This window comes from Caballeronia sp. GAWG1-1, from assembly GCF_023631465.1.
In the GTDB taxonomy this organism is placed as follows: Bacteria; Pseudomonadota; Gammaproteobacteria; order Burkholderiales; family Burkholderiaceae; genus Caballeronia.
In genome coordinates this window covers 1-13,104 of sequence record NZ_JALQDB010000035.1, presented here as the reverse complement: position 1 = coordinate 13,104, position 13,104 = coordinate 1, and the positions used below count along the sequence as shown (strand labels likewise).

Genomic DNA, 13,104 nt, shown 5'->3' with positions numbered 1-13,104 from the left:
CGGTGTCTTGGGTTTGCGTGGCATAACGGCTCCATTTCCATAATGGTAGCCTCACACACAAAATTGCTGACAGTCCCGGGCAAGATAACCGATTCCCCGATCTGCCCAAACCACCGCCTGAACTGCCAAACAAAGCCCTAAAACACCTTCCCCGGATTGAGAATCCCATCCGGATCGAGCGCCGCCTTGATCGCGCGCATGGCTTCGAGATCGGTCTCGCGGCGGCTCTGCGGCAAGAAGTGCCGCTTCTTCACGCCGATTCCATGCTCGGCCGAAATCGATCCCGCGAACTCGCGCGTCACGTCGTAGATCACACTGTCGATCTCGTCGTGATCGTGCTTGCCCATGCCCGGCACGTCCACGACAATATGAATGTTGCCATCGCCAAGATGCCCATACGTCAGGACGAGCGCCTGCGGCCAGCGTTCGCGCAACCGCGCCTCGCACTTCTGCGCGGCATCGCCCACCTGCGCGATCGAAAAGCTCACGTCGTACGCCGCGTGATTCGGAATGAAGCGCTGATACTCGCCGGGCGCATCGCGAATCGACCAGAAGTCGCGCGCGTGCGCTTCCGACGACGCAATCGCGGCGTCCGTCACCACGCCGTCTTCCAGCATCGCGCCGAGAAACTCTTCAAAGGCATCGCCGTGACGGACCGGATCGGTGCCGACGCTCTCCAACAGCACGTAGAACGGATGCGCATCCGCGAGCGGCGCGCGCAGGTTCCTGAGGTTGCCGATAACGGCATCGTGATAACCCGCCCACATCACTTCGAACGCGGATACCCCTGCGGCCAGCCCCGCCTGCGCACGCGTCAGCAGCGTGGTTACCGCGCGAAAGTCCGGCAAGCCGCACCACGCGGTGGCGGTCGCCGTTGGCTTCGGCCGCAATCGCAGCACGACACGTGTGATGATCGCGAGCGTGCCTTCGCTGCCGATCAACAAATGCCGCAAGTCATAGCCGCTGTTGTTCTTGATCATCTTGTTCAAGTCGCCGATGACCTTCCCGCTCGCCAGCACCGCTTCGACGCCGAGTACCTGATCTCGCATCATCCCGTACTTGATGACGCGGTTGCCGCCCGCGTTGGTGGCAAGATTGCCGCCAATGGAACAACTGCCGCGCGCGCCGAGATCCAGCGGAAAGTAAAAGCCCGCCGCGCTCGCCGCTTCCTGCACCACTTGCAACGGCGTGCCCGCTTCCACCGTCATGGTCGCGGAGACTTCATCGATCTCGAGGATGCGGTTCATGCGGTCGAGACTGAGCACGACTTCGTCCGTCAGCACGTTCGCGCCGCCCACGAGCCCGGTGAGCCCGCCTTGCGTGACGACCGCCTGCTTGTATTTCGTGCAGAGAGCGAGCGCCTTGGCGGCTTCCTCCGTGTTGCGCGGCCGGACGATGGCCGAAGGCGTCGCGCCCGGCAACCCGCTCCAGTCCACGACGCGCCGGTCGCCGAACTCTTCGGGCAACGCGACGACTTCCGCGCCAAGGGTTTCGCGCAAGGCGCTCACTGCTTCGCGTGCGGTCATTTGATGCTCGTCTCCATGCTGTTTTTGCGGATCACCAGACAGTGTAGCCACCGTCCATGACGAGGTCCGAACCGGTCACGAAGGCGCTCGCGCGCGAAGCGAGGAACACCACGCCGGGCGCGATTTCATCGGGCGTCGCCATGCGGGCGAGCGGCGTGCCGTCGATCCACACCTTGCGCCACGTTTCGTTTTCGAAACCGCGTTTCGTGAGTTCGGTGCCGACATATCCCGGCGATATCGAATTGACGCGCACGCCATCCGCGGCCCATTCCGCCGCGAGCGAGCGCGTCAAATGAATCACGCCCGCCTTCGATGCGTTGTACGACGCCTGCGGCTGCGGCTTGTTGGCGATCGACCCGCTCATGCTCGCGATGTTCACAATGCGCCCGGACTTCTGCCGCGTCATGTGCCGCGCGGCGCTTCGGCAGCAATAGAACACGCCGTCGAGGTTGACCGCGAGCACCGCGCGCCAGGCGGTATCGTCGGTTTCGAGCGCGGAGGCGTTCTTTACGATGCCCGCGTTGTTCACGAGCACGTCGAGCTTGCCGTGACGCGCGACGACGGTATCGAAGGCTTGATCGACAGACGATGAATCCGTCACGTCCAGTGCGACGAACGTGCCGCCGATTTCCTGCGCGGCCTTCTGTCCGAGCGCTTCATCGCGATCCGCGACGACGACCGTCGCGCCCGCGCTCTTCAAGCCTGTCGCGATCGCGAAGCCGATGCCTTGCGCCGCGCCCGTCACCACGCAGACATCGCCATCCAGACGGAAGGCATCCAGTGTCGAACTCATGTGCGCGCTCCTTCGAAGACGACGATATCCGCCGTGCCATCCGCGTGACCGACGATCATCTCGCTTGCAATGCCGGTGAAGAGGCCGTGTTCGACCACGCCCGGAATGGCGTTGAAGCGCGGCGACAGCGCGAGCGGCTCGGGAATGGCTTGGAGATGACAGTCGAGAATCCAGTTGCCGCTGTCGGTGACGACGAGTTCGCCGTTCTTCACGCGCCGCTCGATACGCACGCTTTCGTCGAAGCCCGCCGAGACGAACAGATCGCGCAGCAAACGCTCCGTGCTCTGCCAGCCGAACTGGATGATCTCGATAGGCAAGGGAAAGCGTCCCAGCGTATCGAAGACTTTCTTATCGTCGACGACAGCGACCATCTTGCGCGATGCCGCCGCCACGATCTTTTCCCATAGAAGACACGCGCCGCCGCCCTTGATCATGCTGCCCTGATGATCGATCTCGTCCGCGCCGTCGATAGTCACGTCGAGCCGGTCGATCTGCCCTAGATCGGTCAACGGCACACCGAGTTCGAGCGCAAGCTCACGCGTGGCGTTCGACGTCGGCACGCCGACGATATCCAGCCCGTCCTTCACGCGCGGCGCGAGCGCACGCACGAACCAGTGCGAGGTCGTGCCCGAACCGAGACCCACCTTCATGCCCGGCTTCAGATAGTGATCGACCGCCTTGTTGCCAGAAACGAGTTTTGCTTCGTCCTGTTTCGATGCGGGTTTGAGCTGGGCATAGCCCGGTTCGATATACGTAGCCAATTGCGTCTCCGTTGACTTGCTTAGTCCATGAATTTGTCGGTGAACCACGGGTCGAGCGCGGCGAGATTGTCGGGCAACTCGCGGCCTTGAGCGAGGCCGAGCATCGCCACGAGCATGTTCACCACGAGCAGATGGTTGATCCGCGCCGTGAGCGGCGTGTACAGCTCGGTGTTCTCATAGGCGGGCACGGCAATGGTCAGATCGCACGTCTGCGCGAGCCGCGAGCCGGGCGCGCAAATGGCGATGGTGATTGCACCCTTGCCCTTGGCCATGGCGGCGGCCATCACAAGCGACTTGGTCGAGCCGGAATGCGAGAAGAACACGGCCACTTCGTCGTTGCGCAAGGTTGGCGCGAGCAGCAACTGACGCTGGCTTTCGAGCACTACGCGGCAATGCAGCCCCAAGCGAAAGAACTTGTGCTCGGCATCGAAGGCAATGGTTTCGGAGATGCCGAGGCCGAACAGAAAGATGCCCTTCGCCTCGATCAGATACTTGGCCGCGCGCTCGATGGCGCTCGCATCGACATCCTTGGCGAAGCGCTGAATGGCGTGCAGCGAGTTGTTGATGATCTTGTTGCAGACGTTCTCGGGCGCGTCGGCGTTGGTGATCGCTTCGTAATCGAAGGGCGCTTGCGGAATCAGCCCCTGGCCCAGACGCACCTTGAAGTCCTGATAGTCCGCGCACTCGAAGCGCCGGAAAAAGCGCACCACGGTCGGGTCGCTCGTCTGCGCCGCTTCGGACAACTCGGCCATGCTCATCTTGAGCGCGGCTTCGGGCGCGCCCAGCAAGACATCGGCGATACGCAAGGTCGCGCCCGTCAGCGCAGGGTGTTCGAGCGCAATGCGCCGCAGCAGGTCGTTTCTCATCAGGCTCCCGGCAGGCGCGACGCATTGAGCGCGGCGCACCTTGTTACTAGATCGGCGAACGAGTCGAGCCGGGCATCCTCGGCGACGGGAACGTCGGGTCCCGTGCCCCAGTTGACGATCAGGCAACGCACCTGCGCACGTTCGGCGCATTCGGCGTCGATGCGCGTATCGCCGATATAGAGCGCATGCTCGGGCGCGACGTCGAGCGCTTCGAGCGTCGCGAGCAGATGCCGGGGATGCGGCTTTCTCTGTGCAAGCATATCGCCTCCGATCACCGAGCTGAAGTACTGCTCGATGCCGAAATGCGCGAGCACCGCCTGCGCCAGATGCTGTGCCTTGTTCGTGCATACGCCGAGCTTGATGCCCGCCGCATGCAGCGCGGGAATCGCGGTGAGCGCGTCGGCGTACACGGTCGCTTCGCCAACCGGGTGCTGCTTGTAAATGGACAAATACGCTTCGACGTCGGCGCTCACGCGATCATGATCGAGCGTGAGACCCAAGCCCTTATACAACTTGTCGATCAGCCCGAACGAGCCTTCGCCGATGTACTGCGCCACGAAGCTCACCGTCTGCGGCGGCAGGCCATGCGTCGCGAGCAGACGATTCACCGCGTTGGCGATATCGGGCGCCGTGTCGACGAGCGTGCCATCGAGGTCGAACACGATGGCATCGACAGGAACTTCCGCGAGATTGACGGTCATCGGTTGGTGCTCTCCGGGTAGGCGGGTTCGGCTGCGATACGCTCATAGACCGGGCGCAACGTGTCGTACAGCGTGCGGAAGGTTTCGAAACGTGCGTCGTAGAGCGGCCCGAGCCGCGCGTCGGGACTGATGCGCTCCGTCACGCGCAAGGTGCTGACGGCTTCGTCGAGCGTGGTCCACCAGCCCGCGCCCACGCCGGCCGCGAGCACCGCGCCGTATGCGCCGCCTTCCGACGCGCCCGTGACAGTGGTGACTTCGCGTTGCAGCACGTCGGCAAGCAGGCGCAGCCAGAAGCGTTCGGCGGTCGCGCCACCGGACACCCGCACTTCGTCGCATGCGAGGCCTGCGCTTGACCCCAGCGCCGCGATGGCGCGAATGTTCAACAACACGCCTTCCATGACGCTGCGCACGAGGTGCGAGGCGTCGTGCATCGAGGTGAGGCCGATCCACGCGGCACGGCCGTCGGCGGCAACGTGCGGACAGCGTTCGCCAAGCAGATAAGGCAAAAACAGCAAGCCGTCCGATCCGGGCGCGGCGGCTTTGGCGAGATCGGTCATCTCCGAGAACGACAGCGCGGGCGTCATGCGTCTTAGCGCACCGCGCAGCCATTCGAACGCGCCGCCCGCCGACAGCGTCACGCCCATCACATGCCAGCGGCCCGGCGCGTTGCCGCACGAAATCTGCAACTGGCCTGTCGCCACCGGACACTCCCGCATGCCGCCCGCGACGATACCCGCCGTGCCGATGGTCACGCCGAGCGGTCCGGTATCGATCGCGCCCATCGACGTGGTCTGGATTACCGAATCGCCGCCGCCGCCGAAGACGGGTGTGTCGGCGGACAGGCCCCACGCTTGCGCAAGCTCAAGCCGCAAGACGCCCGCGCGTTCGGTCGATTCCACGACCTCCGGCACGAGGCTCGCGGGCAGGTCGAGCAGCGAGAGCAGCGCTTGCGACCAGGCGCGGCGCTTTACATCGAAGAGGCCGGTACCGGATGCATCGGATACATCGGTGATATGTTCGCCCGTCAGACGCAGGCGCAGATAATCCTTCGGGTTCAGCATGCGCCTCATGCGCGCGAAGAGTTCGGGCTCGTGCTCGCGCATCCACAGGAGCTTGCCCGCAGTGAAACCCGGCAGCATGCGGTTCTGAACCATCGCAAGCAAGCCGTCGAGACCGCCCGCGCGCGCGGTGATCTCATCGCAATGGAGCGCCGCGCGTTGGTCGCACCAGAGAATCGCGGGGCGCAGGACGTGGTCGGCTTCGTCGAGCGCGGCAAGACCATGCATCTGACCCGACAGGCCGATACCCGCCACCGCACGGCGATCCGGCAGCGCGGCGAGCACTTCGGCCAGCGCGCTTTGCGTGGCCTGCCACCAGTGCTCCGGGTCTTGTTCCGCCCAGCCCGGACGCGGCGAGACGAGCGGATAAGACGCGAGCGCCTTCGCCGCCACGCGCCCGTTGCCATCCACCGCGATGACCTTGCACGCGGACGTCCCCACGTCGATGCCGAGAAGATAGCGTTCCATCGTCGCTCTCCGCTCAGGCGCCGTGTCGCAAACGCACGTGCTTCAGATGCAGATACCCTTCCATGCCTTCGCGGCCGTGCTCGTAGCCCGTGCCGCTCTGTTTGCGGCCGCCGTAGGGCGCGTTCATGATGCCCGCATCGACGTGATTGATGGCGACGTTGCCGAAGTCGAGTTCGCGCGAAAGCGTGAAGCTCTCCTTGACGTGCTCCGTGTACGCATAGGCCGCGAGTCCGGCGGGCGTGCCGTTGGCTGCATCGATGGCTTCGTCGAGCGTCTTGTAGGGCGCAACGCCGATCACCGGGCCGAAGGTTTCCTCGTGCATGACGAGCATCTCGGGCGTGCCATCGGCGATGACGGTCGGCGCGAGAAACAAGCCCGCGCCGGAACCGAGCGTGGAAGGACGCCCGCCGCCGCAGAGAATGCGCGCGCCGCGCTCGCGTGCATCGTCCAGATGCCGCTCTACCTTGACGACGCCCGCGCGCGTGGCCATTGGTCCGATATCCGCGCGTTCGTTGGCCACGCCATCGGCGACGACGAGTTTGTTCGCGCCTTCGGTTAGCCGCGCGAGAAACGCGTCGTAGACCGACTCTTGCACATACGCGCGATTGATCGAGATGCAGATTTGCCCGGCATTGCGAAACGCGCGCCGCAACGTGCCCGCGACGGCGAGATCGATATCGGCATGCGCGGTCACGATGAGCGGACAACTGCCGCCGAGTTCCAGCGACAGACCTGTGATGCCGCGCACCGTGCGATAGATGTCCTCGCCCGCCGTGCCCGAACCCGTGAACGCCACCTTATCGATACGCGGATGCCCGACGAGCCGCTTGCCCGCCTCGCGCGCGCCCATTACCAGATTGGCGACGCCCGCTGGCAAGCCCGCGCGATCCACGCAGCGAAACACGGCTTCCGCGCTCGAAGGCGTGTACTCGGAAGGCTTCACGACGATCGTGCAACCCGCCGCCAGCGAAGCCGCGAGCTTCCAGCCGATCAGTTCGACCGGATAATTCCACGGCGCAATGGCCGCGACCACGCCGACCGGTTCCTTCTCCACGAAACTGACGAAGCCATCCTCTTCGTTCGGAATGGTTTCGCCATAGATACGCACCGCCTCTTCCGCGTAATAGTGAAACGCCTTCGCGAGTTTGCGCGCTTCGCCTTGTGCTTCGGCCAATGGCTTGCCCATTTCCACCGTGATCGACATGGCAATGGCGCGTTCGTCCTTCGCGATTTCGTCGGCGATGGCGTGCAGCAGGCGCGAGCGTTCGAACGGATTCACGCGCCGCCATGTTTTGAACGCGCGCGAGGCGGCTTCGATTGCGGAATCGATCACGTCCTGGCTCGCATCCGGCGCGCGGGAAACGACTTGCTCCGTGCTCGGATTCGTTACGTCGATCCATTCGCTCACGCTTTCTTTCGTGAAGCGTCCATCGATATACATCTCGCAGTGTCGTGGTTCTGTCATGGCGAAAAAGTGGTGAATGCGTTTATTGCGAGACGAAGTTGACGCGGATCGCGTCGACGGCCACCGCGACGAAAATCAGAATGCCGCCGATCATCTGCACGTAGAACGACGGCACTTCGGTGATCGCGAGACCAACGTGGATCACCGTGAGCAGCAGCACGCCGCCGAGAATGCCGAGCGCGCCGCCGCGTCCGCCGAACACGCTCACGCCACCGATGATCGGCGCGGCAATCGCATACAGCAGGAAGCCTTCGCCCTGATCCGAGGTAATGGCCATTTGCCACGCGGCAAGCAGATAGCCCGCGACGCCCGAAAGAAAGCCCGACAACGTAAAGGCGATCACCTTCACGCGATTCACGCGAATGCCCGCCGAGTTGGCCGCGAGCGCGTTGCCGCCGGTCGCATACAGATAACGTCCGAGCACGGTCTTGCGCAGCAAAAAGCCCATGCCCAGCAGCACGACGAGAAACACGATAGGCATGACAGGCCAGTTGTTGATGGTGTACTGCCCGATCCAAATATAGCCGGCGGACATATCGGAGATGGTGTTGCCCTGCGTGACCGCAAGCAGCGAGCCTTGCAGCACGATCATCACGGCGAGCGTCTGGATCAGCGAGACCATCTTGAGGCGCGTCACGCACATGCCGTTGAAAAAACCGATAGCCGTCGCCGCCGCGATGCCCACCGGCACGCCGACAGCGGGCGACAAGCCGAGCCGCGTCGAAACGATCGCGCCGATGGCCGCCGAAAAGCCCATGTTGCTGGCGATCGAGAGGTCGATTTCCGCGACCATCAGCGGCAACGAAACCGCGAGCGCGAGCAAGCCAAGCACGGTTGCCTGCACGAGCACGTTCTGCAGATTCGAGAGCGTGAAGAAGAACGGATTGAGTACGCCGAACACGATCACGAGCGCCGCGAGCCAGAGCCACACGACGTTCTGAAAGACCCACTGCACGCCCGCTCTGCTGCGCTTCGTGCCCGGCGCCGCGCCCGCCTTCGACAACGTGGCCGGCGCCGGCGTGATATCGCTACCTGATTGCATGGACTCTCTCCTCATGTTTGGCTCGCGAGCGGTTCCGGCTCGGTTTGTACCGACGCGGTTTCGACGTTGAACGCCGATTGCAGGATCGCGTCCTTCTCGATCTGCGCGCCCGTGTATTCACGCTCGATGCGCCCGCCCACGAACACGCAGACGCGGTCCACCATGCGCACCATCTCGTCGAGATCGCTCGTGATGACGATCACCGAGAGGCCTTCGCGCGTCAGCGTATCGATGATTCGGTGGACTTCTTCCTTCACGCCGACGTCGATGCCGCGCGTGGGTTCATCGAGAATCAGAAGGCGCGGCGACGTGGCGAGCACGCGGCCGAGACACACCTTTTGCTGATTGCCGCCCGAGAGCGTGCCGAGCAGCACTTCGGGCGTGGCCGCCTTCACGCGAAAGTGTTCGAAATAGCGTTTGACGACGTGACGTTCCGCGCCCGCGTCGATCACGCCGCCGTGCGAGACATCCGCGAGACTCGACAGCGTGATGTTGTGCGCGATGCTCTGCAGACCGACGAGGCCATCGCGATGCCGGTCGTCCGACAAATACGCGATGCCGCGCTCGAACGCCGGACCCGGATGATTCGGCATGACGCTTGTGCGGCCGTCGTGCGAGACGCGACCGCTTTTTGCGCGATTCAAGCCGAAGAGCGCCAGCGCGAACTCCTTTGCGCCCGATCCCGGCAAGCCCGCGAAGCCGACGATCTCCCCTGGCGCAATCGAGAAGCGCTCAACGTCCACGCCCGGCGCGACCAGGTCTTCGACGAGCCACGCGGCGCCCGCCGCGTCGCCTGCGCCGCGTGCACGGGTGGCTTCGCGGTCGCGATAGAAAAGCGGCACGTCGCGGCCGATCACGAGTTCGGACAGGCCGTCGGAGTCGATCTGCGAGAGGTCGTCGTGCTCGCCCGCGAGTTTGCCGTTGCGCAGCACGGAGACGCCGTCGCAGATATCGAGTATCTCTTCGTTGTAATGCGAGATGAAGACGAAGGTCACGCCGCGCGCCTTCAGGCTGCGCATGAAGTCAAACAGATGTTCGCGGTCGGCGAGCGTCAGCGCGGTCGTGGGTTCGTCGAGAATCAGCAGCTTGCCGCCGCTATGCAGCGCACGCAGGATGTTGAGCTTGCGCTTGGCGACCGCCGACAGCAAACGCGCGGGCATGCGTGGATCGAAACCCGTTCCTTCGAGCGCGATCTCGACGCTTTGCATCTGCGCGCGCTGGTCCACCTGTTTCAAGAGGCCGCGCTTGACCGGCCAGCGGCCCAGCATGAGATTGTCAGCGACCGACATGGAGTCGACGATCATCGGTTCCTGCGTCACGAGGAACACGCCGCGCGCTTCCATCTGCTTGACGTCCGAGCCTTGCATGTCCTCGCCGTCGAAGGTGATGCTGCCTTCGGTCGGCGCGGTCTGGCCGGAAATGAGCCGCACGAGCGTCGATTTGCCCGCGCCGTTTTCGCCGAGCAGACCGTGAATGGTGCCGCGCCGGATGTTGACCGACACGCGATCCAGCGCGACTACCGCCTTGTAGCGCTTGACGACATCGTGCGTTCTCAGGATGTACTCGTTGCTGCTCATATCCGCCATGAAGCGAACCTCCGTTTGGCGATGGCGCGCGAAGCTCGCGCGCCGCCCTGCTCAACGTGAATCACCGGTGCATCAGGAGTAACGCAGTCCCCATTCGTTATAGGCGATGTTGCCCCACTGGCGTTTGTCCTTCACCGAGGAGGCATCGACGATAAACGGCTGGATCACGAGACTCGGGCCGGTCTCCGATTTGGTGATCTGCGCTTTCTCCCAAAAGTACTGGCTGTTCTGATACGGCCCGAGCGGCACCGGCTGGCCCTTCAGCGAATACTTGTCGAGCATGTCGACGGTGATCTGCGCGTAGGCGATCGGGTCTTGCGAAACCACCGCATCCATGTAGCCGTCCGCGATCCATTGCAGCGCGGCCGGCTCGCCGTCGATATTCACGAAGATCACGTGTCCCTGCTCACCGACCTTCTTCCACTTGCCCTTTTGCTGCAAGGCCGTGACGATGCCGCGCGCGGGCGAATCGCTCGGCGCGTGGACGGCATCGAGATCGGGATACTCGGAGAGTGTCGAGAGCGTGACGGACAACATGTTTTTCAGAAGCCCTTCGGTCGGACGGCTGATGAGCTTGACGTCCGGATACTTCTTCATCGTCTCCTCGAAGCCTTCCTTGCGCAGCCGCCACGCCACCGATTGCAGCGCGCCGTAGCAGTTGAGCACCGAGCCTTTCGCCGACCCGTGCTTCTTCTTGAGCAGACCGACAATGGCTTCCGCCGCCATGATGCCGCCCTGATGATTGTCGAAGTCCACCGTCACCGCGACATCGCCGCCGAGCGCGGGGGTATCGATAATGCCGACGGGGATCTTCTTCATGTTGTACTTCTTGATGACGCTGACGATAGCCTGGCTGTCGATCGGGTCCGCGATGATCGCCGACGGGTTCTTCAACATCAGGCTGTTCCACTGTTCGAGCTGCGTCGTGTTGCTGAAGTTGGCGTTGACGGCCTGAAACGTCCAGCCCTTCGCTTCGACGGCGCGCTTCACCGCTTCCTGCTGCGTGGCGAAGAAGTAGTAATCCAGACTCTTGTTGCTATAAGGAACGAACACTTTCTGCTGGGCGAAAGCCTTGCCCGAGACCGACGAAAGCGCGACCGAACCGGCCGTGGCGGCAAGTCCCGCCAGGAACTTTCTACGCGATGCGACTTCCAGTGCTTCTTCCATAGTTGTTGTCTCCTCAACACCGATATGGCAGCGACATTCGCCACGGGACTTGCGCCTTGGGTCAGGTAGTAAATTTCTTTTTGACCGTAGTAATACGAACAAAATATACAAAACGCTGTGGGCGGGCGACAAGATAGGGTTTACTAGCTGACGCGCTGCAATACTATGTGCAGCAAGCCTTTCGGCGAATTTTCAGCGCAAATAAAGTGTCCGTTGCAAACGTAGCGTTACTATTTTTTGACATGATGTCGAGCGAACGGACTACGGCAACCCTTCATTTCGCCGACGAAGGCATCAGGGCGCGCGAAAGCTGAAGCTGGTAGAGATAAGACCAGCACGCTTGCTCACTCAAGGAGACACCACATGAACGACGCCACGCGTTATCGCGTGAACTCGGACGCCTTGCGCGCGTTCGTCGCCGAGGTTTATAGAAGCGTGGGCGCGAACACCGAGGACGCGCACATCGCCGCCGATGCAATGGTGCAGGCCGACCTCTGGGGTCATCAGTCGCATGGGGTGTTGCGGCTCGGCTGGTACTACGCGCGGTTGCGTTCGGGCGCCATGAAGGCGTCGACCAGCCTGAGTTTTCCCGTCGATGCAGGCGCCGTCGCGGTCATGGACGGCGGCGACAGCATAGGTCCGGTGGTGGGACGCGCGGCGACGCTCGACGCAATCCGCCGCGCGAAGGCGCATGGCATCGGCGCGGTATCGGTGCGCAACTCTAATCATTTCGGCACGTGCATGTATTTCACGCGGATGGCGGCGAAAGACGGCTGCATCATGCTGTGCATGACCAACGGCGGCCCGAACATGGCGCCGTGGGGCGGGCTCAAGAAGATGATCGGCACCAATCCGTGGTCCGTGGCCGCGCCCGCCGGACGTTATGAACCGATGGTGATGGACGTGGCGAACTCGGGCGTCGCGCGCGGCAAAATCTTTCTCGCGCAGATGCGTCACGAACCGATTCCGCTCGGCTGGGCCGTGGATTCACGCGGCCGCCCGACCACCGACCCTGTGGAAGGCCTCAAAGGGTTCATCCTGCCGATGGCGGAGCACAAAGGGTATGCGATCGGTACGATGGTCGACGTGCTTTCCGGCGTCCTCTCGGGCAGCGGGTGTCTGACGGACGTGCACGGTCCGTACGATCCGGTGAATCGCAGCCGCGCGGGGCATCTGATGATCGCGCTGAATGTCGCCGCATTTCAGCCGCTCGACGAGTTCAACGTGCGTATGGAGCGCTATGTGGAAGCGCTCAAGGCCGCGCCGCTCGCCGAGGGTGTTGACGAAGTGTTCTATCCGGGCGAGAAGGAAACGCGCGCCCAGCAGACTCAACTCGAAGAAGGATTGTGGCTGCCCGCCGATACCATCGCCGGGCTGGACGCGGTCGCCGCCGAAGCCAACGTGAAGATCGTGGCGCGCGACTGACCGCGTGAGACGCGTCGTTCAGGCAAACGTCGCTTCGTTCTGGCGGGCGGCGCGCGGCAGCATCCGGTCGAATTCACGCTTGACGATGCCGTAGCATTCGCACGCGCGCTCTTCGAGACCAGCGCGGTCGAGCACCTTGATGCAGCCGCGGCTGTGATGGATCAGACCTGCGTCGTGCAGCTTGCCTGCGGCTTCCGTCACGCCTTCGCGACGCACGCCGAGCATGTCCGCGATCATTTGCTGCGT

General features: G+C 63.3%; 12 protein-coding genes. 1 reads left to right on the top strand and 11 read right to left on the bottom strand.

Translation table 11 applies throughout. The annotated features are described in order from the left end of the window. Positions 1-137 precede the first annotated feature (137 nt). The 10 genes from NCT03_RS24645 to NCT03_RS24600 form a co-directional block, all read right to left on the bottom strand. The gene (locus NCT03_RS24645) at positions 138-1,526 is read right to left on the bottom strand and encodes an FAD-binding oxidoreductase (RefSeq protein ID WP_250494269.1); all 1,389 of its coding nucleotides are present in this window, start codon (positions 1,524-1,526) and stop codon (positions 138-140) included. Between the two features lie 31 nt (positions 1,527-1,557). Next, positions 1,558-2,319 carry an SDR family NAD(P)-dependent oxidoreductase gene (locus tag NCT03_RS24640; RefSeq protein ID WP_250494268.1) on the bottom strand — a complete coding sequence of 254 codons (762 nt, stop codon included), beginning with the start codon at positions 2,317-2,319 and terminating at the stop codon, positions 1,558-1,560. Continuing rightward, positions 2,316-3,080 (bottom strand): ribose-5-phosphate isomerase RpiA, encoded by a 765-nt coding sequence (gene rpiA, locus NCT03_RS24635; RefSeq protein WP_250494267.1) that lies wholly within the window; start codon positions 3,078-3,080, stop codon positions 2,316-2,318. Before rpiA ends, NCT03_RS24640 begins: the two co-directional genes overlap by 4 nt. Before the next feature lie 20 nt (positions 3,081-3,100). Beyond that, the gene (locus NCT03_RS24630; protein WP_244831884.1) at positions 3,101-3,946 is read right to left on the bottom strand and encodes a MurR/RpiR family transcriptional regulator; all 846 of its coding nucleotides are present in this window, start codon (positions 3,944-3,946) and stop codon (positions 3,101-3,103) included. Continuing rightward, positions 3,946-4,647, bottom strand: coding sequence for an HAD-IA family hydrolase (locus tag NCT03_RS24625; protein WP_244831885.1), 702 nt, complete (start codon positions 4,645-4,647; stop codon positions 3,946-3,948). Before NCT03_RS24625 ends, NCT03_RS24630 begins: the two co-directional genes overlap by 1 nt. Beyond that, positions 4,644-6,173: a xylulokinase gene (gene xylB, locus NCT03_RS24620; protein ID WP_250494266.1), complete on the bottom strand. Its 1,530-nt coding sequence runs from the start codon at positions 6,171-6,173 to the stop codon at positions 4,644-4,646. The genes NCT03_RS24625 and xylB overlap by 4 nt, the downstream gene beginning before the upstream one ends. Positions 6,174-6,186: 13 nt before the next feature. Then, a complete protein-coding gene (locus NCT03_RS24615) occupies positions 6,187-7,638 on the bottom strand; it encodes an aldehyde dehydrogenase family protein (protein ID WP_250468125.1) in 1,452 nt (483 codons plus the stop codon). A gap of 22 nt (positions 7,639-7,660) precedes the next feature. Continuing rightward, the gene (locus NCT03_RS24610) at positions 7,661-8,680 is read right to left on the bottom strand and encodes an ABC transporter permease (protein WP_250468124.1); all 1,020 of its coding nucleotides are present in this window, start codon (positions 8,678-8,680) and stop codon (positions 7,661-7,663) included. Between the two features lie 11 nt (positions 8,681-8,691). Further along, positions 8,692-10,266 (bottom strand): sugar ABC transporter ATP-binding protein, encoded by a 1,575-nt coding sequence (locus NCT03_RS24605; RefSeq protein ID WP_244831889.1) that lies wholly within the window; start codon positions 10,264-10,266, stop codon positions 8,692-8,694. A 72-nt stretch (positions 10,267-10,338) separates the two neighbouring features. Further along, a complete protein-coding gene (locus NCT03_RS24600) occupies positions 10,339-11,433 on the bottom strand; it encodes a sugar ABC transporter substrate-binding protein (RefSeq protein WP_244831890.1) in 1,095 nt (364 codons plus the stop codon). A 363-nt stretch (positions 11,434-11,796) separates the two neighbouring features. On the opposite strand from NCT03_RS24600, the gene NCT03_RS24595 reads away from it, so the two are divergent. Next, positions 11,797-12,858, top strand: a complete 1,062-nt coding sequence (locus tag NCT03_RS24595; protein WP_250494265.1) for an Ldh family oxidoreductase — start codon at positions 11,797-11,799, stop codon at positions 12,856-12,858. Positions 12,859-12,876: 18 nt separating this feature from the next. On the opposite strand, the gene NCT03_RS24590 is transcribed toward NCT03_RS24595, so the two are convergent. Beyond that, a partial coding sequence (locus NCT03_RS24590; protein WP_250494264.1) for a Crp/Fnr family transcriptional regulator occupies positions 12,877-13,104 on the bottom strand: 228 nt, incomplete at its 5' end.

Coding starts and splice junctions, on each gene's coding strand:
- NCT03_RS24645 (WP_250494269.1), bottom strand. CDS start 1,526: ATGACCGCACGCGAAGCAGTGAGCGCCTTGCGCGAAACCCTTGGCGCG.
- NCT03_RS24640 (WP_250494268.1), bottom strand. CDS start 2,319: ATGAGTTCGACACTGGATGCCTTCCGTCTGGATGGCGATGTCTGCGTG.
- NCT03_RS24630 (WP_244831884.1), bottom strand. CDS start 3,946: ATGAGAAACGACCTGCTGCGGCGCATTGCGCTCGAACACCCTGCGCTG.
- NCT03_RS24625 (WP_244831885.1), bottom strand. CDS start 4,647: ATGACCGTCAATCTCGCGGAAGTTCCTGTCGATGCCATCGTGTTCGAC.
- xylB (WP_250494266.1), bottom strand. CDS start 6,173: ATGGAACGCTATCTTCTCGGCATCGACGTGGGGACGTCCGCGTGCAAG.
- NCT03_RS24615 (WP_250468125.1), bottom strand. CDS start 7,638: ATGACAGAACCACGACACTGCGAGATGTATATCGATGGACGCTTCACG.
- NCT03_RS24610 (WP_250468124.1), bottom strand. CDS start 8,680: ATGCAATCAGGTAGCGATATCACGCCGGCGCCGGCCACGTTGTCGAAG.
- NCT03_RS24605 (WP_244831889.1), bottom strand. CDS start 10,266: ATGGCGGATATGAGCAGCAACGAGTACATCCTGAGAACGCACGATGTC.
- NCT03_RS24600 (WP_244831890.1), bottom strand. CDS start 11,433: ATGGAAGAAGCACTGGAAGTCGCATCGCGTAGAAAGTTCCTGGCGGGA.
- NCT03_RS24595 (WP_250494265.1), top strand. CDS start 11,797: ATGAACGACGCCACGCGTTATCGCGTGAACTCGGACGCCTTGCGCGCG.